Genomic DNA, 26,433 nt, shown 5'->3' on the forward strand with positions numbered 1-26,433 from the left:
GCCACGGGCCGGCGGCCGCGCGGCGGCGCTGGACCCGGGCGCTGGTGCTGCCGCTGGTGGCCGGGGTGCTGCTGGCGGTGTTCGCCGCGCCGGGCTGGGTGTGGCCCCTGTGGGGTCTGGTCACGGTGGCCGCGGTGCTGGTGGCCGCCGACCGGGTGCGGGCACTGGGGCATCGGGTGGACGCCGACTGGCTGGTGGCGCGCACCGGCAGCCTGCAGCGGCGCCGCGACTGCATCGCCACCGCCGGGATCATCGCCTGGACGGTGCGCCAGAGCTGGTTTCAGCGCCGCGCCGGGGTGGCGACGTTGGTGGCCGCCACCGCCGCGGGGGTCAAGGCCTACCAGGTGGTGGACATCCCGGCCGCGCAGGCCTGGGCGGTGACGGCGCAGGCCTCGCCGTGGGTGGCCGACAGCCGCTGGGCGGTGCAGTAGCCGCTGTCGGTGCTGACACTCTTCCCCGTGAGATTGCGTCCAGGGTCGTGGATTTCGCCCGCGAAATCGCAGCCCTCAGCGCAATCTCGACGCATAGTCGGCTACCCAGCCCGCCAATCTTGCCGCGATATGTCCTCAGTTAGGGAACGGAGGAGTCGGCTCGAACGGCGGGAGCGTCGGGGGCGGCACCGGTGTGGGCCCAGCGTCGTGGATGAGGAAGACGTTGTATTTCAGCTGGTATCCGGACCCGGTGTCGTTGCCGCACAACGTAATGTCGTAGTACTCGGCGGCTAGCTTGGTGAATTCCGAGTGGCGGCCGCAGCTTTGCAAGTCGTGGTCATCGCGGCCCTGATCACGGCTGAACCCTGCGTTGAGCAGCAGCTGTTCCGCTTTGTCGTAGGAGCTGGCGTCGACCCCGGTGACGGTTAGGTACCAAAACGGGCTTCTCCCGTCTCCGACCACATCGTCATATTTGCCCTGGATGGTGCCCTTGACTACCGGCACATCGGACGGAAAGCCTTTCGGCAGCGCATCGGCGCTGGCTCGATCCGGCGCAACCGTCGTCGAGGACGAAGTGGAGTGGCTGGTGGCAGCGCCGTGGTGAGTTCCGCCACCGCATCCCGCCAATGCGAACACGCACACCACGGTCCCGATCGAGTGAACCAGCAGCACGCGCCGTCGAGAAGTCACCGCTACAGCTAAACACACGGCGACCCGCCCGCAGCCCGCCAATCTTGCCGCGATATGTCCTCAGCGGGGTGGTTGCGGGCCCGCCGGAACCTGCGGGCCCGCCGGAACCTGGGGGAGCGACGGCAGCTGCCAGTCAACCTTGGGGTAGACGTTGACGTCGTATTCGAGCTGATATCCGGGCTCGGGTTGCCGCCCGCACAGATGCACGACGTAGGAGCCGCCGTCGGCGGTGTCCTTGGTGAACTGCGATTCGCGATCGCAGGGATGACGTGACCACGACGGTTCGGACTCGCCCGGCTCGGCGCGGGTGAACCCGCCCTCGGCTAGCAGCCGATCGGCTTCGTCGTAGGCGGCGGGGTCGATACCGGTCACGGTCAGGTTCCAAACCTTGCCGCCGCTCGATCCGGGAATATCGACGTATTTACCGGCGATGTTGCCCTTGACCACCGGGACGTCGGCGGGAAAGCCCTCTGGCAACGCACCCGACCCCGCCTGCGGTCCTTCGGGGGTGGTGGTCGTGGACGGCTCAGGCGCAGCGCTGCTGCTGGCGGCGCCATCGTGGTGGGCGCCGCCGCAGCCCGCTAGCGCGAGCACACTGACCAACGCCGCGAACCACAGCACCACCGGTCGACACCGAGAACTCATGAACCGCAGTTAAGCACAACGCCGTCGGACGCGCCGAGGGTGAACACCCGCTGCGAAGACGCGCGGAGAGCCGCGGGGACTGCACTCGCGGGGAGAGCGGCTACCGGTTGTAGGGCTGTTCCTGCACCCAGCTGAAGCCCCGCTCGACCAGCGGAAACGAGTCGGCATCCAATTTGGTGCACCAGGCATGGATCCGGTGTCCGGCGTAGTCGTCGGCGTCGATCACCAGGCGGTTCGGGCCCGGCCACCAGTAGGTCAGTCGCACCCGCACCGGCGTTTCCTTGAACGTGCCGAGCTCGATCCGGTGTTCCAGGTCGATGAAGTGGCGGCGGGGGTCGATGGTGCCGCCGTATTCCTCGAACGACGCATCCATATGCTGAATGGTCAGCACCACCGGGTCGCTGACGTGGAAGGGTCGGTCGAAAACGACGCGATGCCAGCGTAATTCGTCGGTCAGCAGCGGGTCGCGCCGATAGCCTTCGGCGGAGAAGCCGTCCACCCGGTAGATGCCGTACAGTTCCGGGATCGGCCGACGCCACTGGTGCCAGTTCTGGGCGGCGGTCATCCCGAGGAGGGCGACGCCGACGAGAAGCTGTACCGCCACGGCGCGCCGGGTGGTGAACGACGGCCCGGTCCGCGCGGCGGGCACCGCCCGGTCGGAGCACAGCACGGTCAGCAGCCGGCGCAGGTGCGGTGCCAGCAGGAACAAGCTCACCAGCAGCAGCATCGACGACACCGATTTGAGCCGGATGTCGTAGGTCATGTTGAGCAGGAAGACCTGCGTCATGTCGATGGCGCACAGCAGCGCCCCCGCCGCGGCGGTCCGCGGCACGACCAGCAATAGCCCGCCGAGTAATTCGGCTGCGCCCAACGCGATTTCGTACGGTTGGGACACACTGACCTGCGACCACAGCACGCCCTCCGGGCTGAAGTTGCCGTAGGGCTCGACCAGGCGGTTCAGCACGAACGGCATCTGCGTCGGAATGACCTTGGCCATCCCGAAATAGAACATCGCGGTGGCCAGCACGAAGCGCAGATACAGGGCGAACCACGCGCTCAGCCGGGGATAGGCGCCGCGGCGCCGGTCCAGCACCGACCACACCAGCGTGGCGAGCCCAGCCAGCAGCACCATCGCAAACAGGGCCGTCCACTGGAAGGCGCTGTCACTGCCCAGCTGCATGCTGTCGATGCGCAGACCCACAACCGCGGCCATCCACTCGCTCGGTGCCCGCAACACGCCGACCAGCGCCGAGACCGACGCCCATCGCAGGTGGATGCCGAGCCCGGCCAGCAGGATCGGAATCAGCCCGAGCACGCAGGCCAGGCCGAACAAGCCGAAGTAACAGAAGCCGAACCGGAAGCCGATGCGGGTCGCCAGGTTCCACCGCTGCGGCGGCGGATCGGCGGCGCCGCCCGCGGACTCGAGAACAGAACTGTCGGTCGCGACCACTGGCTTTCCCCCCGTCGGAAAACTCGTGGTCTCACGATAGCCGCCTCTGTGGGCCGCGGCGGCGCGAATTTTACAGCTGCCGGATGGCCTCGATGCGGGCCTGCAGCTGCTCACTGGTGGCCGCGGCCACCGGTGGGCCGCCGCAGATCCGGCGCAGTTCGTTGTGAATCCAGCCGTGCGGCTTGCCGGTCCGGTGGTGCGCCGCCGACACCAGGGCGTTGAGCTCGCGGCGCAGCTCCCGCAATTGGCCGTGCCGGGTCACCGGTTCGGCCACGGTGCCGTCGGCGGCCGCCGCGGTGCGGGCGGACAGCTGCTCTTCTTGCCTGCGCCGCAACAGATCCCGCATCTGGTCGGCGTCCAGCAGGCCCGGGATGCCCAGATAGTCGGCTTCTTCGTCGCTGCCCGCGGGGGTGGCGGTGCCGAACGACGACCCGTCGAAGATCACCTGATCCAGCTCGGCGTCGGCGCCCAGGGACTCGAAGCCGTTGTCGAGTTCGCCGGGCTCGGATTTGCGCCGCTCGACGTACTCCTCCTCGTCGCCGTCGGACTCCCGGTGCGGCTTGCCGAGCACGTGGTTGCGCTGCGCCTCCATCTCACTGGCCAGCAGCAGCAGGTTGGGCACCGACGGCAAGAAGATGCTGGCCGTCTCGCCGGGCCGGCGGGACCGGACGAACCGGCCGATGGCCTGGGCGAAAAACAGCGGCGTGGACGCGCTGGTGGCGTACACCCCCACCGCCAGCCGGGGCACGTCGACCCCCTCGGACACCATCCGCACCGCCACCAGCCAGCGACTGGTGCCCGCGGAGAACTGGCTGATGCGATCCGAGGAGCCGGGGTCGTCGGACAGCACCACCGTCGGCTCCTCGCCGGTGATGGTGGTGAGCAACTTGCCGTAGGCCCGGGCGGCGGTCTGGTCGGAGGCGATGACCATGCCGCCGGCGTCGGGCACATGTTGGCGCTTCTGCCGCAACCGGGTGTCGGCGGCGGCGATCACCGCCGGCATCCATTCGCCGGCCGGGTTCAGCGCGGTGCGCCAGGCGCGGGCGGTCTGTTCGGCGGTCAACGGCTCGCCGAGCCGGGCGGCGTGTTCCTCCCCGGCGCTGTCCCGCCAGCGTGCCTCCCCGGAGTAGGCCAAAAACACCACCGGGCGGACCACCCCGTCGGCAAGCGCCTCGGTGTACCCGTAGGTGTGGTCGGCCTTCGAACGCAGCAGCCCGTTCTCGTCCGGCTCGTAGTTGACGAACGGGATCGGGCTGTCGTCACTGCGGAACGGGGTGCCGGTCAGCGCGAGTCGACGGGTCGCGTCGCCGTACGCCTCGCGGATCGCCTCGCCCCAGCTTTTCGCGTCGCCGCCGTGGTGGATCTCGTCGAAGATCACCAGCGTGCGCCGGCCCTCGGTGCGCACCCGGTGCCGGGTGGGGTGGCTGGCCACCTGCGCGTAGGTGACGACGACGCCGTGATACTCCGCCGAGGTTTGCGCGCTGGAGTTGGAAAATCGCGGATCCAGGGCGATGCCCATGCCGGCGGCGGCCAGCGCCCACTGCACCTTGAGGTGCTCGGTGGGCACCACCACGGTGATGGCGTCCACGGTGCGGTCGTTGAGCAGTTCGGCCGCGATGCGCAGCGCAAACGTCGTCTTACCCGCACCCGGGGTCGCGACCAGCAGAAAATCGCGGGGTTTGCTGGTCAGATAGCGCACCAGCGCTTTCCGTTGCCAGCCCCGCAACGCTCGGGTGCTGGGCGCCTCACCTGCCCGCACCCGAGACTCCTCCCTAATCGAGATGCAGTCTAAGGCAAGGCCATCCGCATCCGCATCTCTGCAGGAAACGGGGTCGGAACTAGCTCACGAAGAAGTTGTCGTGGGCGATGAACCAGTCCCGCCGTTCCTCGTCGGTGAGGTCGGCCAGCGCCCCGAAACCCTCGAAGTACGCCTCCCGCGGCGCACCCGGAGCAAACAGCATCAGCACCGACGCGGGCTCGTCGGCCTCGTTGCGGAAGCCGTGGATGCCGCCCGTGACGACGAGCGACATCGCCTCAGTCTGCCGGATCAGGCGACGGGATACACCACCCCGGTGAGCTCCTCGGAAACCGCCCACAACCGGCGCTGCCGCTCCGCGTCGTGCGATCTGCGGCTGGATGCCACGACCTTGGGGAAGCCCCGCATTTCGGCGAAGCCGTCCGGCCCGAAATATTGGCCGCCGCGCACCCCAGGATCGGTGGCGGCGCGCAACGTCGGCAGCGCGCCGGTGGCCGCGTCCTGGGCGATCCGCGATTCGAACAGGTCGAACGCGGGCGCCAGCCGCGCCGGCAGGTTGCGGGTCAGCTCGGTCCGTGAGCCGCCCGGGTGGGCGGCCGTGGCGATCGTGGTGCCGCGGGCGGCCAGCCGGCGCTGCAGCTCGTAGGTGAACAACAGGTTGGCGAGCTTGGATTGTCCGTAGGCCCCGACCCGGCTGTAGCGACGCTGCCACTGCAGGTCATCGAAGTGAATGTCGGCGCGGATGCGGTGGCCGATGCTGCTGACCGTCACCACCCGGGAGCCCGCGACCGGCAGCAGCCGGTCCAGCAGCAGGCCGGTGAAGGCGAAGTGACCGAGGTGGTTGGTGCCGAACTGCAGCTCGAAGCCGTCGGCGGTGGTGGACTTCGGCGTCCACATCACCCCGGCGTTGTTGATCAGCAGGTCGATGCGGTCGTGATCGGACCGCAGTTGGTCGGCGGCGGCGCGAATCGACTCCAGCGACGTCAAGTCGAGTTCCTGCAAACTTAGTTCGGCGCCGGGATTGCGCTTGGCGATCAGTTCAGCGGCGTCCTTGCCCTTATCGAGGTCGCGCACCGCCAACACGACGTACGCGCCCCTGGCGGCGAGTGCGGCGGCGGTTTCATAGCCGAGTCCGGTGTTGGCCCCGGTGATGACGGCAACCCGGCCGCTCTGGTCAGGAATGTCGATTGTGGTCCACTTGGCCAAAAGAGCTCCCAACTAAGATGATGCGTAAACGGGGCGAGCGCTCCGGTTGATTCCCGAACTATACGGAACGATCGCCCCGTTTTGTCAACCGGTAGGTGGTGTGAGATGGCTGAACCCGCCCGGCCGTTGCGGGCCGACGCGGCGCGTAACCGTGCCCGCGTGCTGGAGACCGCTTACGAGACCTTCGCCGCCGAGGGGCTGTCGGTGCCGATCGACGAGATCGCCCGCCGCGCCGGCGTCGGCGCGGGCACCGTCTACCGACACTTCCCGACCAAGGAGGACCTGTTCCGGGCGGTCGTCGAAAACCGGCTGCAGCAGATCGTCGCCGAGGGCCGCGCCCTGTTGAACGAGCCGGCGCCCGGGGAGGCCCTGTTCACGTTCCTGCGTTCCTCGGCGCTGGAGTGGGGAGCCGCTGACCGCGGTCTGGTCGAGGCCCTGGCTGGCTCCGGGATCGACGTCGATTCCATCGCGCCACACGCCGAAGACGCGTTTTTCGGGCTGCTCGCGGAGCTGCTGGCGACCGCGCAGGACGCGGGCACCGTGCGCGCAGACATCGACGTGAACCACGTCAAGGCGCTCATGGTCGGGTGCCAGGCCATGCAGGGCTACGACGACAGCCGGGCTGCGCGGGTCACCGACATCGTCGTCGATGGGCTGCGCGCCGCGCGGCCGTAGCATCGGTGACGTGCAGCAGCTGGTCGCCGACGAAGGGGTCCGGGTACGACGGCTGCTCGACGCCCAGGCGAAGGCGGCGCGGCTGTTCGACGAGATCGAGCGGCGCGGCCTGATCCGCGCCGGTATCGGCGAACGGCAACTGTCCGACGAGATCCACGACCTGGCCACCGAAATGTTCGGGCTGTCCGGGCATTGGCATAAGCGGGTGGTGCGGGCGGGGGAGAACACGCTGCAGCCGTTCCCGGAGAATCCGCCGGATCGGGTGATCGCCGCCGACGACATCGTGTTCTGCGACTTCGGCCCGATCTTCGAGGCGTGGGAAGCCGACTTCGGCCGCACCTTCGTGCTGGGCGACGACCCCGACAAGTTGGCGGTCCGCGATGCGCTGCCGCGGGTCTGGCGGGCCGGCCGCGACCACTTCACCAGCCACCCCGAGATCACTGGCGCCGACCTGTTTGACCACATGGTCGGGTTGGCCCGGGCCGAAGGCTACGAGTGGGGTAGCCCGATCGCCGGCCATCTGGTCGGGCAGTTCCCGCACAAGAAGATTGCCGGGGACGGCGCGCAGTGGTACATCACGCCGGGATCCGAGCGGCCGATGCGCCGCCGGGACCGCTCCGGGCTGACCTGTCACTGGATCCTTGAGGTGCATCTGGTCGACCCGGTGCTCGGCTTCGGCGGGTTCTACGAGGAGTTGCTCGACCTGCCCTGAGCCGGGTTGAGCGTTGGCTAGTCTCGGCGGGTGACCGCTGACGGACCGCAGCCCGCCGACACCGCCGCGGGGGGTGCGGGGGCCCTCGCAGGCGCCGAACCGCAGCTGTCCCCGCAGTTCGCGATCCCGCTCGGACTGTGGTTCGGTCTGCTGCTGACCGCGGCGCTGTGCCTGGGTTACGGGTGGCTGCACCACACGCCGTGGCAGCCATTCCAGGCGGACCGCGGCGATATCACCGCAATGCTGTGGCGCACCACGCTCGTGGTGGCGGTGAGCGCGCTCCTCTCCGCTGGATATCTCGGGGTGGGCCGGGTGTACCGGCGGTCCACCGGTCGGCGGGCACGGTTTCTCGCATTCACCTGGTCGGCGCTGATGGTGCTGGCCATCGGCGGCGTGGTGGTGCTGTATCGCGGCCGCACGGCCGAAGTTTTTCGCGGCGCGGCCGCCGCCCAGCAGGGGCTGGGGCCTGTCCACGTCGCCGCGGTGGCGCGCGCGGCGTGGTGGTGTGCGTGTCTGGCCGTGATGGCGCTCGCGATCGTCAGCGTGTTCGGCTATCTCTGGGACGGCAGCCGCTCCCCGAAGGACATATCACCGTTGTGGACCAGCCGACTGTTCGCCGGCGCGGTTGGTGCCGCGGTGGTGGTGGTTGTCGCGGTGAGCGTGGCCGCCGCGGACACCGGCTCCCTGATTGTGAGCCGCACCGCGGGCCGCATCGATGCGCCGCCGACGCCGACACCGACCGGCAGGGCGGCCTACCAGATGCACGTGGGTACCAGCGACAGATTCGTCCCCGCGGGCGCCGGGTTCGTCCGAGTGATCAAGGCGGACACCCGCTCCCAACCCGATCGCATCGAAGGCTACGACGGCGCGAGCGGTAAACCTCGCTGGTCGTTCAGCTTCACCGGCAGCATTTCCGCGGACTCGCTAGCCGCGACCGGCGTCGGACCCGACAGCGTGGTGGTCGTGCGGGCCAATAACGCCACGGACGTCCTCATCGGTATCGACGCGACCACCGGAACACCGCTGTGGGCCAGAAGTGACGAATCGATGTACGACCCCTCGCGCGGTAGCTCCGCGCGTGTGGTGCTGACCACCCGCGAAGTGCCGGACCCGGCCGGCCAGGGTGCCCGGCGCGCCACACGATGGACCGCGCTGTCGCCCAAAACCGGTGCGGTGCTGTGGACCAAGGATTTTCGTTACCGGTGTGACCCGAAGGCACAGCTCACCGACACCGCCGTGCTGGTGTCCAGCTGCGACGACGAACCCGACGTGGTGGCCACCGTGCTGGATCCGGAATCCGGTGAAACCCGCGGCGCCATCCGGGCTTCCGCGTTGGGGGTGGAGCCCGCCGAGCTGGGGCCCGACCGGGGCAGGATCGAACTCGACGATGCCCGCGGCAATCTGGCCCTGGTCGCGGTCAGCAGGTATGGGCCGGCGCGCCGCCACAGCAATCTCGTCGTCGATATCGCGTCGGGAAAAGTGGTGCGGACGGTGCCGGACGGCGATGCGGCTGGGTTCATCGACGCGCAGTCGCTGCGGCTGACGGCGGCCGACCACGCCGAATCGATCCTGGATCTGCAGTCCGGTGCGGTCATCCCGACCGGCCTGTTCTCGCCCGATTCCGGGGCTTCGCACCGAGATAGGTATTGGAGTCGAGTCGGATCGGACTGGGCGACCTTCCTGTCCGATCAGGGCGAGGCACCGGCGTCGCCGCCGCTGCGGGTTATCGACGCGAAGGGAGCGACGCGCACCTTTGGCTACCCGTGCCCGAATCCGGTCAGCGGCTTTCCGGCGGTCACCGCCATCCCGGGCGCGCTGCTCGTCGGCTGCGGCGAAGCGCTGGCCGGAATCCGGTAGCCACCGCCGTCAGCGAAGCCCGAGCACGTCATAGCCGTCATTCTTGCCGCGCACACAGAGCACGAGCACCGAGCCCGGCGCCGCCACGATGCCTCCGGTGTCGCGACCGCACGGCGACGGCCGCTGGCTGGTCGTGCCGTCGGCCGAGACGGTGACCAGCAGATGTGCGTAGTTCTGGTCCCGGTTTCCCATCGCCGCCGCGGTGACAATGTGATCCCCGACGACCGCCCAGCGTTGACGTGTCGATACGTCCGCTGCCTGGTAGATGCGCACGCCCCGGGCGTGGATCGTGAGGTTGCGGGCCATCAGATAGAGGTTGGTGAAATCCTCCGGTTTGACTCCGTCATCGAGCTGCAGCACCGGACCCGGATACTGGCCACTGCGGAACGAGGCAACATCAACGGGATACCCGGGATGCCGCACCGTCGCGATGTCGCCCGAGCCGGTACGGACCGCTAACAACGCCCGATAATCGGTGCGGTAGCCCTGCACCAAGAAGGCGACGACGTCGGCGTCGGTGGCGGCCAGCTCGTAACTGAGGTCATCCGTTGGTGTGCCGTCGGTCGGCGGCGGCAGTTGGATGGTCCGGTCGTCGCCGGTTTGACCGTCGAGCACATGCACGGCCGCGGTGTCACCGCAGCTGGCGACGTAGACGACGCCGCGCTCGACGGACCCGACCTGTTGATCGCGGGTGCACCGCGCATCCTCGGATAGCGGTCGCACCCACCGGGGCAGACCGGTGCGGGTGTCCAGCATGGCGAGGTCGTCGCCGCGCAGCACCGGCACCCCCGCGGGGCTCAGCACCGCGCGGCCCTGCATGAACCAGTGCTGATCGTTGGCCCACAGCACCTGCCCGGTCATGGCATCCAGGCCGACCAACAGGGGATCCTTGCTGTCTCCGTGCAGCCAATCCACCCGGCGGAGGCATTGCACCACTACCACAGCGCCCGGCGCGGTGCCGGTGGAGCGGGTGTCGTCAACGCCGCACCCGTTGGGCAGCAGTTGGAGCGGGAAGCGCCACCGTGGTTGCCCGCTGGTTCCGTCGTAGCCGACCAATGCGCCGTCGTTGTACATGACAAAGCCGGGACCAGCCGGCACGACGTCGCCCGCGTATCCCGTGGTCAGCGAGAACGCGACGCGGTCGCCGAGGGTGCGGGGAATCTCGGGTATGCCGATCGGCGCGGCGGTGCTGGCCCGCGCCGCGCCGAGGCCGCTCAGCGCCACCACACCACACCCGGATGCGACCGCCACGATCAGGCCGAGCGCCGTGAGCGGAGACAGGATCGCCCGCCACGGCACCCGGCGCTGCCCCCGCCCGGCCACCGCGCCGGCCAATAGCAGCGCCGCAGCCAGCGCCAGCAGGGCCCACGACACCTGGCCGAGCGGGACAACCGGATGCGACCCGGGGACTGCGATGAGCGCGGCGCCCTCGGCGGGCCAAGAGCCCAAGTAGCCGTAAAACGTCACCGCCAATGCCGCTGTCAACAGCAGTGCGGCGCGGGAGGCAGCATCCCGGCCTGCGAGCACCGTCATGCCCACGGCGGCAAGTGCGATGGTGGTGAGGCACGCCAGCGCCAGCGACCAGCCCAGCAATCGGGTGAGTGACCCCAGGTTGTCCGACGTCAAACTGCCCGGCACCCGGCGGGCGAACGCATAGCCGCTCAGCACCACCGCGCCCAGGCCGAGTCCGACGCTCAGCGCGATCAGCCCGCGCGCCAACCGCGGTCGCGGCGGCCCCTGTGTGTCGACCAACGTCCCACCTCCCTCGCCACGCAGGACTTTGCCACAGCGCGTTCGGCGGTCGTTTCGTATTCTCGCCAAGTGAATGCGAACGGTGATGAGGCGCAGGACGACGGCGGCCCGGCCGCAGCACGGTGGCTCTTCCAGGGCGCGCTGGGCCTGCTGCTCGGGCTGATCCTGGCGGCGGTGGGCTGCCTGGGCTACGCGTGGCTGCGCCGCACCCCGGACCAACCGTTTGTCGCCGACCGCGGCGACGTCACCGCGATGCTGGTGCGCACCACGATCGTGGTGGCGATCAGCGCGGTCCTTGCCGTCGGCTACCTGGTGCTGCGTCGGCTGTCCCTTGGCCCGTCGGCGCGGTACGCCCGCTATGTCGCCGCGGCGCTGCTGGTGCTGGCCGTGGCCGGGTTGCTGGCGCTGCGGCACGGCTCCACCAAGGACCTGTTCGACCGGGCCGCCGGCGCGCAGCTGGGGTTGCGGTCGGTGCCGGTCACCACGGTCGCGCAAGCGGCCTGGATGTGCGCGTGCGCGGCGGTGATCGTGCTGGCCGTGGTCAGCGCGGCCGCTTCAGTGGACGGCACCGCGCGGCGTTCGGGCTGGGCGGTGACCGCGGCGGTGGCGGCCGTCGTCGTCGTGGTCGCCGGGGTCGTCGTGGGCCGGGCGCATTCGCCGCTCGACAGCCAGACCGCCGGCCGCATCGACGCACCGCCGACACCGGAACTCACCGGCGCGGTGGCCTACCGGATCGACACCGGCGGCGGCGCCACGCTGGTGCCGGCGGGGGCCGGGTTCGCGACGGTACGCGCCCGCGACTACTCCAGCGATGTCATCGACGGCTACGACGGCGGCAGCGGGCAACGCCGCTGGTCGTTCGGCCCGCCCAACATCTCGGTCAGCGGGCTGTACTCGACCGGGACCGGGCCGGACAGCGTCGTCGTGGTGCAGGCCAGCTACTACGGGAAGTTCCCGTGGCCGAATCTGCTGATCGGCCTGGACGCAACCACCGGCACGCCGCTGTGGGTCAAAACCGGTCTGCTGGCGCCCGAGGCCGAGCGCGCCGTTGCCGGGATCTCGCCCGCGGTGCTGCTGGTCGCCCAACCGGTGGAGGCGGCCCGCAGCAATTGGGTTGCGATGGCGCCGCGCACCGGCGACATGTTGTGGACCAAGACGTTTCGCACCCACTGCCGCGCGGGTGCCTTCGTCGTCGACGCCGGGGTGCTCATCAGTGGCTGCGACGACCCACCCGATGTGGTGGCCGCCGTGGTGGACCCGCGGACCGGCCAGCAGCGCGGCGCCATCACCAAGCCCGCACCCGGGTCCGACCCGGGCTTTGTGCGCCTCGACGACGCGCGGGGCGGGTTGGCGCTGGTCAGCGGCGGCGACACCCCACTGGTGATCGAGATCGGTTCGCAGAAGGTGGTGAGCCGGATCCCCGCCGGGTCGATGGCGGCGTTCCTCGACGCGCACGCCGTGGTGCTGGTGGACTACCTGCAGCAAGCGGACTACTTGCCGGTCTCCATCCTGGACGTCGATTCCGGTGCCACCATCCCGACCGGGGTGGTGGTGTCGCGCGGCGGGTCGTCGCCGGCGGAGCTGTTCACCCGGATGGGGTCGCAGTGGGTGACGTTCCTGCCCGACGAACACGGCGCCTCCTCCGGGCAGGCGGCCGGGGCGCCGGCGCTGCGGGCCATCGACCCGGCGGGCAAGACCCGCACCTTCCCGTTCCCGTGCCAGGAGCACACCAGCGGGGTGCCCGAGCTGGCCACGGTTCCGGGTGCGCTGGTGGTCAACTGCGAGCAGGCGTTCGTGGGGATTAAGTAAGGCTCAGCGCATAGGGTCGGTTGATGGATTGGGACGCCGCCGCACCGCCGCGACATCGGTGTACCGGCTGGTTGGCGGTGTTGATTGTGCTCGGGGCACTGCTAGCGGTCGCGGCGGTGGGGTGTGTGGCATTCCTGGGTCTCGTGTACTTCAGTTTCAGCTTCGGTGATGACGATCTCGGCCCCCATCCGATCGATTCGCAAGCCGCGGCGCGGGCCATGCACACCCGCGGGATCGGGATCCCCGACGGGTTCGTCTTCGGCGAGATGACCGAACTGCGCGAGTTCGTCGGCGCCAACGACTACTGGGGGCGCTACCTGGCGCCGAGCGACTTCGCCGCTGCGGAACGTGCTGTCACCGAGGTCAACCCCGATTTCCCCCGGCTCCGGAAGGCCACCTGCGCCGACGAGATCGTCGGAACCAACTTTCCTGATATGCCCGGTTTCACCTGCGGCGCAAGCACAGTGTTGGCGGTCAGCACCCGCGCTCGGCCCGGTGAGGATGTGTTGATCGATAACTACCACGGGACACCCCCGGATGCCGAGACGCTGCTGCTGGTCGGCAACGAGGACCGGGTGGAGTTGTTTGTGTTGTCGGCGGGGCACTGAGCGTTCTTGCACTCGGCATAGGCGAGTGCTAAGAAGGACCTTGGCACTCGCGACCGGCGAGTGCTAGGTCGGGACGGTGAGACCAGGCCCGCACAGCCTTGGTCGTCCGTCGCGGGCACTGCACCCGGCCCAGAACGTGTCACCCCCTAACCGGAGGAATCACTTCGCAATGGCCAAGACAATTGCGTACGACGAAGAGGCCCGTCGCGGCCTCGAGCGGGGCCTGAACAGCCTCGCCGACGCGGTAAAGGTGACGTTGGGGCCCAAGGGTCGCAACGTCGTCCTGGAGAAGAAGTGGGGCGCCCCCACGATCACCAACGATGGTGTGTCCATCGCCAAGGAGATCGAGCTGGAGGACCCGTACGAGAAGATCGGCGCCGAGCTGGTCAAAGAGGTCGCCAAGAAGACCGACGACGTCGCCGGTGACGGCACCACCACGGCCACCGTGCTGGCGCAGGCGCTGGTCCGGGAGGGTCTGCGCAACGTGGCGGCGGGCGCCAACCCGCTGGCCCTGAAGCGCGGCATCGAGCAGGCCGTCGACAAGGTCGCCGAGACCCTGCTCAAGGGCGCCAAGGAGGTCGAGACCAAGGAGCAGATCGCTGCCACCGCGGCCATCTCCGCCGGCGACCAGTCGATCGGTGACCTGATCGCCGAGGCGATGGACAAGGTCGGCAACGAGGGTGTCATCACCGTCGAGGAGTCCAACACCTTCGGCCTGCAGCTGGAGCTCACCGAGGGTATGCGCTTCGACAAGGGCTACATCTCGGGCTACTTCGTCACCGACGCCGAGCGCCAGGAAGCCGTCCTGGAGGACCCCTACATCCTGCTGGTCAGCTCCAAGGTGTCCACCGTCAAGGACCTGCTGCCGCTGCTGGAGAAGGTCATCCAGGCCAGCAAGCCGCTGCTGATCATCGCCGAGGACGTCGAGGGCGAGGCGCTTTCCACCCTGGTCGTCAACAAGATCCGCGGCACCTTCAAGTCGGTGGCGGTCAAGGCCCCCGGCTTCGGTGACCGCCGCAAGGCGATGCTGCAGGACATGGCGATCCTGACCGGTGGCCAGGTCATCAGCGAAGAGGTCGGCCTCTCGCTGGAGAACGCCGACGTCGCGCTGCTGGGTAAGGCCCGCAAGGTCGTCGTCACCAAGGACGAGACCACCATCGTCGAGGGCGCCGGTGACTCCGACGCCATCGCCGGGCGGGTGGCCCAGATCCGTGCCGAGATCGAGAACAGCGACTCCGACTACGACCGGGAGAAGCTGCAGGAGCGGCTGGCCAAGCTGGCCGGCGGTGTCGCGGTCATCAAGGCCGGGGCTGCCACCGAGGTGGAGCTCAAGGAGCGCAAGCACCGCATCGAGGACGCGGTGCGCAACGCCAAGGCCGCCGTCGAGGAGGGCATCGTCGCCGGTGGTGGCGTGACCCTGCTGCAGGCTGCCCCGGCGCTGGACGAGCTGAAGCTGTCCGGTGACGAGGCCACCGGCGCCAACATCGTCAAGGTGGCGCTGGAAGCCCCGCTCAAGCAGATCGCGTTCAACTCCGGGCTGGAGCCCGGCGTGGTCGCCGAGAAGGTGCGCAACCTGCCGGCTGGCCAGGGCCTGAACGCCGCGACCGGTGAGTACGAGGACCTGCTCAAGGCCGGCGTCGCCGACCCGGTCAAGGTCACCCGTTCGGCGCTGCAGAACGCGGCGTCCATCGCGGCGCTGTTCCTGACCACCGAGGCGGTCGTCGCCGACAAGCCGGAGAAGGCGGCCGCTCCGGCGGGCGACCCGACCGGTGGCATGGGCGGCATGGACTTCTAAGTCCGTTACGACGAGGCCCGGTCTGCTTCGGCAGGCCGGGCCTTCGTCGTTTACGTTGACTCTGCGTGTACCAGGCAAAAGTACGAGTGGACTGTCTGGTGGGCGCAGAGTCAACGCCGGAGGAACCATGGAGATCGTGCTGCTGGGCACCGGCAGCGCCGACGGCTGGCCCAGCCCGTTCTGCCGGTGCGCGTCGTGTCGCGCGGCGGTGACCGCCGGCGAGATCCGCGGCCAGACCGCCGCCCTGGTCGACGACACCGTGCTGCTGGATTGCGGCCCGGAAGCCCCGCGGGCGGCGGTGCGCGCCGGCCGGTCGCTGGCCGAGGTGCGCCACATCCTGTTCACCCACGCCCACTTTGACCACGTCGGACCCGCGGCCCTGCTGATGCGGCACTGGACCGGGCCCGCCCGGCCGCTGCAGGTGCTCGGCCCGCCCAGTGCCCTGCAGCAGTGCCGCGACTGGGTCGGCCCCGACGATCCGGTCACCTTCCGCGCGGTCGGTCCCGGCGACCAGGTGGCGCTGGCCGGGCCGCGCGGCGACTACCGGGTGCGTGCGCTCGCGGCGGCCCACGGCCCCGACGCCGTGCTCTACGACCTCGCCGCCGCCGACGGCCGGATCCTGTGGGCCACCGACACCGGGCCGCTGCCGGAGCCCACCCACGCCGCTATCGGCGGCGCGCGCTTCGACGCGGTGTTCTTGGAGGAAACCTTCGGCGACTACACCGACCACGGCACCGACCACCACGACCTGCCGACCTTCGCGGCCACGCTCGCCCGGTTGCGGCAGTCCGGCGCGGTGGTCGACGGCACCGATGTCGTCGCGGTCCACCTGAGCCACCACAACCCGCCGACCGCCGAGCTGGCGCCGACGCTGCGCCGGTGGGGAGCACGCCCGGGGCGCGACGGGGAGGTGGTGTGCGTCGGCGCGACCCGCGCGACCCGCGCCCCCGCCGGGCGCACCCTGGTGCTCGGCGGGGTGCGCTCGGGCAAGTCGGCCCACGCCGAGACGGTGTTGGCCGCCGAGACCGCGGTGACCTACCTGGCCACCGGCGGCACCCGGGCCGGCGACCCGGAATGGGCCGAGCGGGTGCGGCTGCACCGGGCGCGGCGGCCACCGTCCTGGCGCACCGTGGAAACCACCGACGTGGCGATGCACTTGCGGGCCGCCGATGCCCCGGTGCTGCTGGACTGTCTGGGTACCTGGCTGACCGCCCGCGTCGACCTGCACCGGGCGTGGGAGGGCGCCGGGTTGGACGCCGTGCACGCCGATATCGAAGAGCTGGTAACGGCGTGGCGGGAGCGTGCGGCGCCGGCGATGGCGGTCAGCAGCGAGGTGGGCAGCCGGGTGGTGCCGCCCAGCGCCTCGGGCCGGCTGTTTCGTGACCTGCTCGGCGAGCTCAACGCGCGCATCGCCGCCCAGAGCGACACCGTGGTGCTGATGGTGGCCGGCCTGCCGGTACCGCTGCGCGGCTAACGTGGCGGCAAGCGTCACGCCTACCCCGAAAGGACCGACCGTTATGACAATCTCTGCAAGGTGGCCCCTCGCGATCAGCCTGGCTGCCGTCGGTGTGCTGGGTGGGGTGGTGGTGTCGCGGCCGGCCGACGCCGCACCCGACCCGTGCACCGCGGCCGGGCTGGCATCCACGGCCAGCGGTGTGCTCAGCGAGGCCGGCGGCTACCTGGGCAACCACCCGGAGGCCAACACGGTGCTGACCAATGCGGTCGGGCAGGCACCCGACGAGGCCCGGAACTCGGTGCGCGGCTACTTCGCCGGCCACCTCAACGAGCTGACCGACCTGCAAAACATCGCCAAACCGCTGAGCAACCTGCGCAACCAGTGCGGGGTGGCGGTGTCGCCGGGGCAGCTGGCCACCCTGTTCGACACGCTCTCGACCTAGGCGCTGCTGAGATCGACGTCCAATACGGCGCAAACTCCCGGATTTCGGGGCTATAGGTCAATCTGGACGTCGATCTCAGTCGGGCCAGGCCGGGCTACGCCTGGGTGGCCAGGTCCACGCAGTCATAGGCCGGGCTGCACGTGCTCGGCGGTGAGTCCACCGTCACCGGCCGGTGGAGCACCGCGCGGGTGGGGGCGACCGTCAGCGGGTCGGTGCCGGTGGCGTGCCCGTCCACGATCAGCGAGTAGCCGCCCGGGACCTGCGGGGGCCACAGCAGCGTGACGTCGGGATGGGCTTCCACGTTCGCGCGGGTGTGCCGCCCGACCGCCCCGACGTGCAGCACCCCGTCGTTGAGCTGCGGGGTGACCGCCGCGGTGTGCGCGGTGTAGCGGTCATCGACGCTGATCACGTAGGCGAACCCGTAGTCGCGCAGGGTGTCCGCCAGCCGGGCCAGATCCACCTTCTTGCTCATGGCCCGAGCTTACTGCGCCAGTATGGGGGGCATGGAATTTCGCTACCTCGGCAACTCCGGCTTACAGATCTCCGAAATCACCTACGGCAACTGGCTCACCCACGGCTCCCAGGTCGAAAACGACGTCGCCACCGCGTGTGTGCACGCCGCGCTGGATGCCGGCATCACCACGTTCGACACCGCCGACGTGTACGCCAACGGCGCCGCCGAACAGGTGCTCGGCGCCGCGCTGGCCGGTCAGCGCCGCGAGTCGCTGGAGATCTTCACCAAGGTGTACTGGCCGGTAGGCCCGGACCCCAAGGGCAAAAACGACACCGGGCTGTCCCGCAAACACATCATGGAAGCCATCGACGGGTCGCTGCGGCGGCTGGGCACCGACTACGTCGACCTGTACCAGGCGCATCGCTACGACGCCTTCACCCCGCTGGAGGAGACCATGCAGGCCTTCGCCGACGTGGTGCGGGCCGGCAAGGCGCTCTACATCGGGGTCAGCGAGTGGAGCGCCGAGCAGATCCGCGCCGCCCACGGGCTGGCAAGCCAACTCGGTGTCTCGCTGATCTCCAGCCAGCCGCAGTACTCGATGCTGTGGCGGATCATCGAGCCCGAAGTCATCCCCACCTGCCAGGCTCTCGGGCTCAGCCAGATCGTGTGGTCCCCGATGGCCCAGGGCGTGCTGTCCGGCAAATACCTGCCCGGCCAGCCGCCGCCGGCCGGGTCGCGCGCCACCGACGAGAAGGGCGGCGCCAACTTCATCAAGCGGTTCATGACCGACGACGTGTTGACCCGGGTGCAGCAATTGCGTCCCGTCGCCGAGGAATTGGGGCTCACGACGGCGCAGCTCGCCATCGCCTGGGTGCTGCAGAACGACAATGTCGCCGCGGCGTTGGTGGGCGCGTCGCGCCCCGAGCAGGTGGCCGAGAACGTCAAGGCCGCCGGGGTGCAGATCCCGGCCGAGTTACTGGCCCGCATCGACCAGGTGCTCGGCGACGTGGTCACCAGCGACCCGGAGCTGGTGGCCCGCTCCACGCCGCCGCAACGGATGATCTAGACCCGGCAGAGGATCTGGCTGTGCAGCAGCGCGATCCAGCCGTCGGGGTGATCGGCCCAGTCCCGCCACGCCTGTGAAATCGCCTGCAGCTTGGCCTGGTCGGCGGCGCCGCTGGCGAGCAACTGGTCGGCGATGGCGGATTGCAGAATTCGGTCGGCCCACATTCCGCCCCAGTGCTCGCGGTCGGCGGGGGTTGCGAAACACGACGCGCACGCCGTCGGGGTGACGTCGGTGAATCCGGCGGCGTGCGCCCAGGCCAGCAGATGCCGGCCCGCATCGGGTTCGCCGCCGTTGGCCCGGGCGGCGTCGCGGTAGAGCCGCAGCCAGTCGTCCAGCTCCGCCGAGGCCGGATACCAGGTGAACGCCGCATAGTCGCTGTCGCGGGCGGCCACCACACCGCCGGGCTTGCACACCCGGCGCATCTCGGCCAGCGCGGTCACCGGATCGGCGATATGTTGCAGCACCTGATGGGCGTGCACCACGTCAAAGGTGTTGTCGTCGAACTGCAATGCGTGCACGTCGGCGACGACGAAGTCGATGTTGCGCTGCCCGCGTTGCTGGGCGTGATCGCGCGCCAAATCCAGCGCCTCGGTGATCGGCTCGATGGCGGTCACCCGGCCGGGGTCCACCAACGCGGCCAGGTCGACGGTGATGGTGCCCGGCCCGCAGCCGACGTCGAGCAGCTGCAGCCCCGGCCGCAGCGACGGCAACAGGTAGGCCGCGGAGTTTTGCGCCGTACGCGCGCGGTGCGAGCGCAGCACCGATTCGTGGTGGCCGTGGGTGTATTTCGGTGGCATATCGGTGACGTTAGCATTCGTCTTGTCATCCGAGAATAGTGTCTCAGAATATGAGACATAGCTGTGCTCGGATACTTGTCGGACGCCGCTGCCAGCATGTCGTTATGGGCAAGGCCGGAGACCAGGATCTCCAAGACGACGATGTGCGCCGTGGGCACGTGGACCGCAGCCGTGTGCCGCATCTACATCAACACGAACTCGACACCGCGAACCGGCTAGCCAACCTTGGCGAGGATGTGAGGTTCATTCCGAGCGGGCATTCCCCACGGCCCGACGCCGAGTTGTCCGACGGCAAACAATATGAGTTCAAATCGCCCACCGGCAGCAGCCGCAAGACAACGCTGGACCGCATCAAACGCGCCGCCGCTCGCGGCAAAGAGAACTTCGTGCTCGATCTGGCGCGCAGTGATATGTCGGTCGAACAAGCGCGTGACCTGGCCCGGTACGCCGTTGACACCTATCCTGAGGTGCAAACGATCCGGATCATCGGCAGAGATACTCCGGTTGGTCCGCTGGACGTCACGATCAAGAAGGGCGGCGGGTGATGGCGAACGTCGATTACGTGGTCCTCGGTCCCGGCCCCTCGCTGCAAGACGTGATGGACGCGGTCAAGGCGGCGACGAATGCAACCGAGATTGTGGACGGCAACGTATTGGTCACCGGCGATGATCGGACCGCAGTTACGGTGTATTCCTCGCACGGGGAAGGCGTCGTCGCTGACGTCTACTATGGCGGCGAACTGGATGAGCGGCGTGCAATCTCGCGGCGGATCTATGACCACATCGTTGAACACACCGATTGGGACGTCGAACTCGACTCCGACGACACCGCGGGAATTCTCGCGTCACGCGTGAAATCACGCAGGTAGCGATCTCGCATCGAGACTCGTCGAGTGGCCGGATCAGGCCGGTGCTGGTTGGCGGCCGCGCACCAACCGACCCGGTCGGGCGTCGGTCGGCACTCCGTGTTGCGCGATGACCTCGCCGGAGACGACGGTCGCGACATAGCCGTCGGCGGTCTGGTCCAGCCGGCGCCCGCCGGCCGGCAGGTCGTAGGTGACCACCGGCTTGTGCAGCCGCAGCCCGGCGTGGTCGATGACGTTGAGGTCGGCCTTGTAGCCGACGGCGATGCGACCCCGATCCGCCAGCCCCGCCACCCGGGCCGGCACCGACGTCAGCTCCCGGATCGCGTCGGGCACGCTGAGCCGCCCGGATGCCCGGTCGCGGGCCCAGTGCGCCAGCAGGTAGGTGGGAAAGCTTGAGTCGCAGATCATTCCGTAGTGCGCGCCGCCGTCGCCCAGGCCCAGCACGACGTCGTCGCGGCGGATCAGCGCGCCGACGGTGTCCAGCGAGCCGCCCTCGAAGTTGGCCAGCGCACCCAGCAAGATGGCGTGCCCGTCGTCGTCGAGCAGCCGGTCGTAGGCCTCCTCCAGCGGCGACACCCCGCGGGCCTTGGCCCGGGCGGCGATGCTGTTGGCCGGGTCGGGCTCGTAGTTGGCGTCCTCGCCCAGCGGGAAGATCCAATCGAACGCCTGGGCCATGTAGATGATCGGATTCGCCGGCTCACCGCCCGGCTTGTCCGCCAGAATGCGTTCGCGGACTTCGGGTTTGCGCATCTGCGCCACCCGCTCGGCCAGCGGCAGCCCGGCGATCTCCTGGTAGCTGGGATACAGCACGAACGGGTTGGCGGTCAGCTCCAATCCGATCATCAGCCCGATCGGCCGGGGGAACACCTGCGCGGTGACCTCGGTGCCGTTGGCGTTGGCCTTCTCGATCATGGTGACGGCGTCCGGCCAGGTCGGGTCGCCGGCGTTCATCGCGATCAGGGTGAAGGTGACCGGCAGCCCGGCGTCGGCGGCCGCGTCGAAAACCTGTTGCAGCACCGGCTGATAGCCGCCAGCGGGCAGATCCGGCACGAACTGGATCAGGCCGCCGCCGCCGTCGGCGATCCCGCGGGCGATCTCGAGCAGCTCGTCATCGGCGGCCTGATAGCTGGGGATCTGCTGCCCGTGGTCGGTGCGGTGGGTGGCTAGCTGCGACGACGCGAAGCCCAGCGCCCCGGCCTCGATCGCCTCCTTGGCCAGGGCCCGCATCTTGGCCAGGTCCTCGGCGGTGGCCGGTTCCCGGTTGGCGCCGCGCTCACCCATCACGTACACCCGCAGCGGCGAATGCGGCAGATAGGCGGCCACGTCGATATCGCGTCGGCCGGCGTCCAGCGCGTCCAGGTATTGCGGGAACGTCTCCCAGCTCCACGGCAGGCCGTCGGTCATCACCACCCCGGGGATGTCCTCCACCCCGGCCATCACGTCGACCAGCACGTCATGGTCGTCGTGCCGACACGGCGCGAACCCGACCCCGCAGTTGCCCATCACCACCGTCGTCACGCCGTGCGCCGAGGACGGGTTGAGCCGATCCGACCAGATCGCCTGCCCGTCGTAGTGGGTGTGCAGGTCCACGAAGCCCGGCGTGACCAGCAGCCCGGTGGCGTCGATCTCGCGGGTGCCCGACCCGTTGACCGCGCCGACCGCGGCGATCACCCCGTCGCGCACCGCGACGTCCCCGACGTAGGGCTCACCTCCCAGGCCGTCGACGATGGTGCCGTTGCGGATCAGCAGGTCGTAGGTCATCTAATTAATCTACGACCGTGTCGGTGGCTCATGCCAGGCTCTAGGCCATGATCGATCACTTCGGCATCAACTGCGCCGACTACGCCAAGGCCCAACAGTTCTACGACCGGGTGCTGGGGGTGCTCGGCTATACCCGACAGCTGGACTTCGGTGTTGCCATCGGATACGGCCGCGACGGCCACGCGGCGTTCTGGATCGCCGAGGGCGCCGGGATGGGGCCCAACCGGGAGATCCACGTCGCCTTCGCCGCCGCCGACGCCGACGCGGTCACCGCGTTCTACGATGCGGCGCTGGAGCTCGGTGCGGAGTCGCTGCACGCGCCGCGGCTGTGGCCCGAATACCACCCGGGCTATTTCGGCGCGTTCGTGCGCGACCCGGACGGCAACAACGTCGAAGCGGTGTTCCACGGGAGTTGATTCCGCGCCAACGGTCAGAGCGATAGCCGTACGTAGACACCGCCGTTGGCGACCAATGCGCGCTCAAACAACGCGCGAAGGATTTCGGTAACCTCCGCGAGTTCCGCTGCGGTGACACGTCCGGCGAGTTCCTCGGTTTCTGCCCACGGCTGCATGGCCGAGGTGATCCGGTCGGGTTCGGCAGTGGCAATCAGCGAGACCGCTTCATCGAGCACCCCAAGAATCATCACCGAGTCGGTCCCATCGTTCGCCAGCGTCCTGCCGTGACCGGGCCGGGACATCAACAGCATCGCTTCGTCACTTGACGGGTCCAACCCCTTCAAGATCGCCTCCAGTGAGACCAGTTCTGTCACCGGGTCGGGCCCGAGCACCCCGTCGGTGGGCCCCGTCTCCAGCATCTGAGCTGCCGACTCATCCGTCTCGGCCAAGAAATACTCGTACTTCACACCCACGGTTCACAACGTAGTGCGACGGATCATGAGTGCTGCATGCCCCGACGCTTCCGTACCAGCCCGATGATCAGCAGCACCAGCTGCGCCATCCAGGCCACTGCCCAGCCGAGCAGGCAGCCAGCGAAAATCAGTTCGCTGAGGTCGTGGTGACCGGGGGTGTCACCGAGGAGGCTCAGCAGAATCCCGTCGTACGTCTCGCCGTCGACGGAGTCCATGATTGCGACGCCCGCAAGCAGCAGGCAGACCCAGCAGGCCAGCTGCAGCCAGGCCTGTGCGGCGGTCAGCCGCGCCGGGCAGCCCGGTTGGCGGAACATCAGGATCGTGGACAGTGTCGTGCAGGCCAGGAGCACCGGATCCGCCGCAACCACCATGAACACCGTCGCCCAACCCAGCCACATGATGCCGAACAGGCCGCGTCCGAACGTCACCCAGGTGAACAGCACAAGGTTCACCGGGATGGTCAACCACAGCACCATGGTGCGAAAGTGGTTCATCCGCCGAGCGTATGGGCCGCAGGCAGCTGGCCGGATGAGCGTTTCTACTCATCGGATGCGCGTACGTTCGCTGATATGACCCACAACGACGCCGCCGCGCAGGAGTTGCTCCGGGACGCCTTCACTCGGTTGATCGAGCACGTCGAGGATCTCACCGACGGGCTGACCGAGGAGCTGTCGCGCTACCGGCCGACCGCCGACGCCAACAGCATCGCCTGGCTGATCTGGCACAGCGCCCGGGTGCAAGACATCCAACTCGCCGACATCGCCGGTGTCGAGCAGGTGTGGCTCCGGGACGGCTGGGTGGACCGCTTCGGGCTGGACCTGCCCCGCAACGACACCGGGTACGGGCACGACGCCGCCCAGGTGGCCAAGGTGCACGCCCCGGCGGAGCTGCTGGCCGGCTACTACCACGGCGTGCACAAGCTGACGCTGGAATACCTCGCCGACCTCAGCGCCGAGGAGCTGGCCCGCATCGTGGACCGCAACTGGGACCCGCCGGTGACGGCCAGCGCCCGGCTGGTCAGCATCCTCGACGACTGCGCCCAGCACCTGGGCCAGGCCGCCTACCTGCGCGGCATCGCCCCCACCCGGTGACGACACGGGCCCGACGGCGCGGTCCCTCCCACCCGAACTTGACACCTGTCGAGGCCGGGGCGATCTGCGTCACACGGCGGGGCTAGCATGGCCGCTATGACCGCCACCACACCCGATGTCACCCCCGAGGCAGCCTTCTCCGGTATCGGCACCATCGCCAACCCCGCCACCGGCGCGGAGGCCGGACAGGTGCACTGGACCGATCCCGCCGACGTCCCGACGATCGCCGCCGGACTGCGCAGCGCCCAGCGCGAATGGGAGCAGCGCGGCGCCAAAGGCCGCGCCAAGGCGTTGGCCCGCTTCGCGGTCTGGCTCAGCGAGCACCGCGACGAGATCGAGGACCTGCTGATCAAGGAGACCGGCAAGTCGGCCGCCGACGCGGCGCAGGAAGTGCCGCTGCTGATCATGATCCTGTCCTACGTCATCAAGACCATGGACAAGGCGCTGGCCCCGGAGCGGCGGCCGGCCCCGCTGCCGATCCTGGCGATCAAGAAGATCACCGTGCACTACCGGCCGCGGCCGGTGGTCGGCATCATCGCGCCGTGGAACTACCCGGTGGCCAACGCGCTGATGGACGCGATCGGTGCGCTGGCGGCCGGGTGCGCGGTGCTGCTCAAGCCCTCCGAGCGCACCCCGCTGACCGCCGAACTGCTGCGCCGCGGCTGGCTGGACTCCGGCGCGCCCGACGTGCTGGCGCTGGCGCAGGGCGCCCGCGAAGTGGCCGGCGCGGTGATCGACAACGCCGACTACATCCAGTTCACCGGGTCGTCCGCGACCGGCGCCAAGGTGGCCGAGCGCGCCGCGCGGCGGCTGACCCCGGTCAGCCTGGAATTGGGCGGCAAGGACCCGATGATCGTGTGCGAGGACGCCGACGTCGAGCTGGCCGCGCACGCCGCGGTGTGGGGGGCGATGTTCAACGCCGGGCAGACCTGCGTATCGGTCGAGCGGGTGTACGTGCTGGAACCGGTCTATGACCAGTTCGTGGCCGCCGTGGTGCGCGACGTGCAGGCGCTGCACGTCGGCGCCGGCGACGGCAACCACTTCGGCGCGCTGATCGACGAGCAGCAGCTGGCCATCACCGAGCGGCATGTCCGCGAGGCGGTGGCCGCCGGGGCGCGGGCGCTGACCGGCGGCCAGCGGGTCGACGGTCCGGGCAGCTTCTATCAGCCCACCGTGCTGGTCGACGTCGACCACTCGATGGCCTGCATGACCGAGGAGACGTTCGGCCCGACCCTGCCGATCATGAAGGTCGCCACCGTCGACGAAGCGATCCGGTTGGCCAACGACAGCCCATACGGGCTGAGCGCCTCGGTGTTCTCCGCGGATGTGAAGCGGGCCAAGGACATTGCGGTGCAGCTGGATTGCGGCGCGGTCAACATCAACGACGTGATCTCCAACCTGATGTGCACCACCGCCCCGATGGGCGGCTGGAAAACCTCGGGGATCGGGGCGCGGTTCGGCGGCGCCGACGGGATGCGCAAATTCTGCCGGCAGGAGACCGTGGTGGAACCGCGCACCAACGTCGGCGCGGGCGGCAACTACTACCACAATTCGCTCAAAGCGTTGGCGCGGATGAACCGGGTGATGACCCGCACCGCGCTGGCGCGTCCGCGCCGCACCGCCAAGTAGCCGCGCCGCCGGTGCGGTTCGTCGCGACGTGCGTGCTGTGGCTGCTCACGACGGCGGCACTCGCGGTGGCCGTGCCAACGGCCTGGGCGCAGCGCACCCTGGTTGACGTCGACGGCTATGCGGCGCTGGCGCAGCGGGCCACCGCCGACCCGCAGCTGCGGTCGGCGGTGGCCGCCGAGCTTGCCGCCCAGGCGACCGCGCTGATCGACGACCACGGCTACGACGTCGACCCCGCGCTGGTGCGCGACGTCGCCGCCGGCTACACCGCCGGCCCGGCGTTCGGCCCGCAGTTCGCGCAGGCCAATCGGATTGCGCACGACTGGATGTTCATCGGCGCCGCCGCGCCGGCCGGGCAGGACCGCTGGGTCGTCGACCTGGCCCCGATGCTCAACGACCCCGCGTTTGCCCAGCTGCTGGAGGACCACCACGTCCAGGTGCCGACGGCGGTGACGGTCCCGGTGACCGTCACCCCGCCCGCCGGGTTGCGGCCCGGGCGGCTGCGGCCGCTGGCGACCTGGGGGCCGTGGCTGTGGGTCGGTGCGGCGGTGCTGGCCGGGGGGGGGGCGGTGCTGACGCTGGCGGGGGGGGGTCGCCGCGGCCTGGCGGTGGGCAGCCGGG

The 26,433-nt window shown here is 69.5% G+C and carries 27 protein-coding genes and 1 pseudogene; 16 read left to right on the forward strand and 12 right to left on the reverse strand.

The window, feature by feature from the left end; genetic code table 11:
- Window positions 1-431, forward strand: a 431-nt coding sequence (locus tag BKN37_RS12805; protein WP_165618325.1) for a PH domain-containing protein, incomplete at its 5' end; no start/stop codon positions are given.
- Window positions 432-566: 135 nt separating this feature from the next.
- On the opposite strand, the gene BKN37_RS12810 is transcribed toward BKN37_RS12805, so the two are convergent.
- From BKN37_RS12810 to BKN37_RS12835, 6 genes and pseudogenes are all read right to left on the reverse strand, one after another.
- Window positions 567-1,121: a hypothetical protein gene (locus BKN37_RS12810; protein ID WP_131823581.1), complete on the reverse strand. Its 555-nt coding sequence runs from the start codon at window positions 1,119-1,121 to the stop codon at window positions 567-569.
- Window positions 1,122-1,181: 60 nt separating this feature from the next.
- Window positions 1,182-1,766: a hypothetical protein gene (locus tag BKN37_RS12815; RefSeq protein ID WP_131823582.1), complete on the reverse strand. Its 585-nt coding sequence runs from the start codon at window positions 1,764-1,766 to the stop codon at window positions 1,182-1,184.
- Between the two features lie 100 nt (window positions 1,767-1,866).
- Window positions 1,867-3,216, reverse strand: a complete 1,350-nt coding sequence (locus tag BKN37_RS12820; protein ID WP_423212784.1) for a DoxX family protein — start codon at window positions 3,214-3,216, stop codon at window positions 1,867-1,869.
- A 70-nt stretch (window positions 3,217-3,286) separates the two neighbouring features.
- Window positions 3,287-4,975, reverse strand: coding sequence for a DEAD/DEAH box helicase (locus tag BKN37_RS12825; protein ID WP_071026336.1), 1,689 nt, complete (start codon window positions 4,973-4,975; stop codon window positions 3,287-3,289).
- Window positions 4,976-5,054: 79 nt separating this feature from the next.
- Window positions 5,055-5,237, reverse strand: a pseudogene (locus BKN37_RS12830) (cupin domain-containing protein); the annotation flags it as partial.
- 26 nt (window positions 5,238-5,263) lie between these two features.
- Window positions 5,264-6,178, reverse strand: coding sequence for an SDR family NAD(P)-dependent oxidoreductase (locus BKN37_RS12835; protein WP_071026338.1), 915 nt, complete (start codon window positions 6,176-6,178; stop codon window positions 5,264-5,266).
- 105 nt (window positions 6,179-6,283) lie between these two features.
- Here BKN37_RS12835 and BKN37_RS12840 point away from each other — a divergent pair, with 105 nt between their 5' ends.
- From BKN37_RS12840 to BKN37_RS12850, 3 genes are read left to right on the forward strand one after another with little or no spacing between them, the layout of a single operon-like run.
- Window positions 6,284-6,853 carry a TetR/AcrR family transcriptional regulator gene (locus BKN37_RS12840; RefSeq protein ID WP_071026341.1) on the forward strand — a complete coding sequence of 190 codons (570 nt, stop codon included), beginning with the start codon at window positions 6,284-6,286 and terminating at the stop codon, window positions 6,851-6,853.
- A gap of 19 nt (window positions 6,854-6,872) precedes the next feature.
- The gene (locus BKN37_RS12845) at window positions 6,873-7,565 is read left to right on the forward strand and encodes a M24 family metallopeptidase (protein ID WP_071026391.1); all 693 of its coding nucleotides are present in this window, start codon (window positions 6,873-6,875) and stop codon (window positions 7,563-7,565) included.
- Between the two features lie 30 nt (window positions 7,566-7,595).
- Complete coding sequence (locus tag BKN37_RS12850; RefSeq protein ID WP_071026343.1) at window positions 7,596-9,422, forward strand: outer membrane protein assembly factor BamB family protein; 1,827 nt, start codon at window positions 7,596-7,598, stop codon at window positions 9,420-9,422.
- Between the two features lie 9 nt (window positions 9,423-9,431).
- Here BKN37_RS12850 and BKN37_RS12855 read toward each other — a convergent pair whose 3' ends face one another.
- The gene (locus BKN37_RS12855) at window positions 9,432-11,174 is read right to left on the reverse strand and encodes an outer membrane protein assembly factor BamB family protein (RefSeq protein WP_131823583.1); all 1,743 of its coding nucleotides are present in this window, start codon (window positions 11,172-11,174) and stop codon (window positions 9,432-9,434) included.
- Between the two features lie 69 nt (window positions 11,175-11,243).
- Between BKN37_RS12855 and BKN37_RS30170 the strand changes: the two genes are divergently transcribed.
- The 5 genes from BKN37_RS30170 (at window position 11,244) to BKN37_RS12880 (ending at window position 17,284) form a co-directional block, all read left to right on the forward strand.
- Window positions 11,244-12,983 (forward strand): hypothetical protein, encoded by a 1,740-nt coding sequence (locus tag BKN37_RS30170; RefSeq protein ID WP_071026347.1) that lies wholly within the window; start codon window positions 11,244-11,246, stop codon window positions 12,981-12,983.
- Window positions 12,984-13,006: 23 nt separating this feature from the next.
- Entirely contained in the window at window positions 13,007-13,591 is a 585-nt protein-coding gene (locus BKN37_RS12865) for a hypothetical protein (protein WP_071026349.1), read from the forward strand.
- Between the two features lie 169 nt (window positions 13,592-13,760).
- Window positions 13,761-15,386, forward strand: coding sequence for a chaperonin GroEL (gene groL / locus BKN37_RS12870; RefSeq protein WP_071026352.1), 1,626 nt, complete (start codon window positions 13,761-13,763; stop codon window positions 15,384-15,386).
- Window positions 15,387-15,513: 127 nt separating this feature from the next.
- The gene (locus BKN37_RS12875; protein WP_071026354.1) at window positions 15,514-16,860 is read left to right on the forward strand and encodes a bifunctional adenosylcobinamide kinase/adenosylcobinamide-phosphate guanylyltransferase; all 1,347 of its coding nucleotides are present in this window, start codon (window positions 15,514-15,516) and stop codon (window positions 16,858-16,860) included.
- A 43-nt stretch (window positions 16,861-16,903) separates the two neighbouring features.
- On the forward strand, window positions 16,904-17,284 hold the full coding sequence (locus tag BKN37_RS12880; RefSeq protein ID WP_071026356.1) for a heme-binding protein: 381 nt from the start codon (window positions 16,904-16,906) through the stop codon (window positions 17,282-17,284).
- A gap of 94 nt (window positions 17,285-17,378) precedes the next feature.
- Here the strand turns inward: BKN37_RS12880 and BKN37_RS12885 are convergent, their stop codons facing one another.
- The gene (locus BKN37_RS12885; protein WP_071026359.1) at window positions 17,379-17,756 is read right to left on the reverse strand and encodes a hypothetical protein; all 378 of its coding nucleotides are present in this window, start codon (window positions 17,754-17,756) and stop codon (window positions 17,379-17,381) included.
- 31 nt (window positions 17,757-17,787) lie between these two features.
- On the opposite strand from BKN37_RS12885, the gene BKN37_RS12890 reads away from it, so the two are divergent.
- Window positions 17,788-18,804: an aldo/keto reductase family protein gene (locus tag BKN37_RS12890; protein ID WP_071026361.1), complete on the forward strand. Its 1,017-nt coding sequence runs from the start codon at window positions 17,788-17,790 to the stop codon at window positions 18,802-18,804.
- Here BKN37_RS12890 and BKN37_RS12895 read toward each other — a convergent pair.
- Window positions 18,801-19,601 (reverse strand): class I SAM-dependent methyltransferase, encoded by an 801-nt coding sequence (locus BKN37_RS12895; protein ID WP_071026364.1) that lies wholly within the window; start codon window positions 19,599-19,601, stop codon window positions 18,801-18,803. The genes BKN37_RS12890 and BKN37_RS12895 overlap by 4 nt on opposite strands.
- A 104-nt stretch (window positions 19,602-19,705) precedes the next feature.
- On the opposite strand from BKN37_RS12895, the gene BKN37_RS12900 reads away from it, so the two are divergent.
- Window positions 19,706-20,146 (forward strand): CdiA C-terminal domain-containing protein, encoded by a 441-nt coding sequence (locus tag BKN37_RS12900; protein ID WP_071026366.1) that lies wholly within the window; start codon window positions 19,706-19,708, stop codon window positions 20,144-20,146.
- Window positions 20,143-20,469 carry a hypothetical protein gene (locus BKN37_RS12905; protein ID WP_071026369.1) on the forward strand — a complete coding sequence of 109 codons (327 nt, stop codon included), beginning with the start codon at window positions 20,143-20,145 and terminating at the stop codon, window positions 20,467-20,469. The genes BKN37_RS12900 and BKN37_RS12905 overlap by 4 nt, the downstream gene beginning before the upstream one ends.
- 33 nt (window positions 20,470-20,502) lie before the next feature.
- Here BKN37_RS12905 and BKN37_RS12910 read toward each other — a convergent pair whose 3' ends face one another.
- Window positions 20,503-22,227 carry an N-acyl-D-amino-acid deacylase family protein gene (locus BKN37_RS12910; protein WP_071026372.1) on the reverse strand — a complete coding sequence of 575 codons (1,725 nt, stop codon included), beginning with the start codon at window positions 22,225-22,227 and terminating at the stop codon, window positions 20,503-20,505.
- 47 nt (window positions 22,228-22,274) lie between these two features.
- On the opposite strand from BKN37_RS12910, the gene BKN37_RS12915 reads away from it, so the two are divergent.
- The gene (locus BKN37_RS12915; protein ID WP_071026374.1) at window positions 22,275-22,643 is read left to right on the forward strand and encodes a VOC family protein; all 369 of its coding nucleotides are present in this window, start codon (window positions 22,275-22,277) and stop codon (window positions 22,641-22,643) included.
- A 14-nt stretch (window positions 22,644-22,657) separates the two neighbouring features.
- On the opposite strand, the gene BKN37_RS12920 is transcribed toward BKN37_RS12915, so the two are convergent.
- Both BKN37_RS12920 and BKN37_RS12925 read right to left on the reverse strand, forming a co-directional pair.
- Window positions 22,658-23,095: a hypothetical protein gene (locus tag BKN37_RS12920; RefSeq protein ID WP_131823584.1), complete on the reverse strand. Its 438-nt coding sequence runs from the start codon at window positions 23,093-23,095 to the stop codon at window positions 22,658-22,660.
- A 23-nt stretch (window positions 23,096-23,118) separates the two neighbouring features.
- Window positions 23,119-23,589 carry a hypothetical protein gene (locus BKN37_RS12925; protein ID WP_071026379.1) on the reverse strand — a complete coding sequence of 157 codons (471 nt, stop codon included), beginning with the start codon at window positions 23,587-23,589 and terminating at the stop codon, window positions 23,119-23,121.
- 75 nt (window positions 23,590-23,664) lie between these two features.
- On the opposite strand from BKN37_RS12925, the gene BKN37_RS12930 reads away from it, so the two are divergent.
- The 3 genes from BKN37_RS12930 to BKN37_RS30175 all read left to right on the forward strand — a co-directional run.
- The gene (locus BKN37_RS12930) at window positions 23,665-24,186 is read left to right on the forward strand and encodes a mycothiol transferase (protein WP_071026381.1); all 522 of its coding nucleotides are present in this window, start codon (window positions 23,665-23,667) and stop codon (window positions 24,184-24,186) included.
- 96 nt (window positions 24,187-24,282) lie between these two features.
- On the forward strand, window positions 24,283-25,815 hold the full coding sequence (locus BKN37_RS12935) for an aldehyde dehydrogenase family protein (protein ID WP_071026384.1): 1,533 nt from the start codon (window positions 24,283-24,285) through the stop codon (window positions 25,813-25,815).
- Window positions 25,816-25,826: 11 nt separating this feature from the next.
- A partial coding sequence (locus BKN37_RS30175; protein WP_071026387.1) for a hypothetical protein occupies window positions 25,827-26,433 on the forward strand: 607 nt, incomplete at its 3' end.

The organism is Mycobacterium talmoniae (assembly GCF_001854525.1).
Classification (GTDB): Bacteria; Actinomycetota; Actinomycetes; order Mycobacteriales; family Mycobacteriaceae; genus Mycobacterium; species Mycobacterium talmoniae.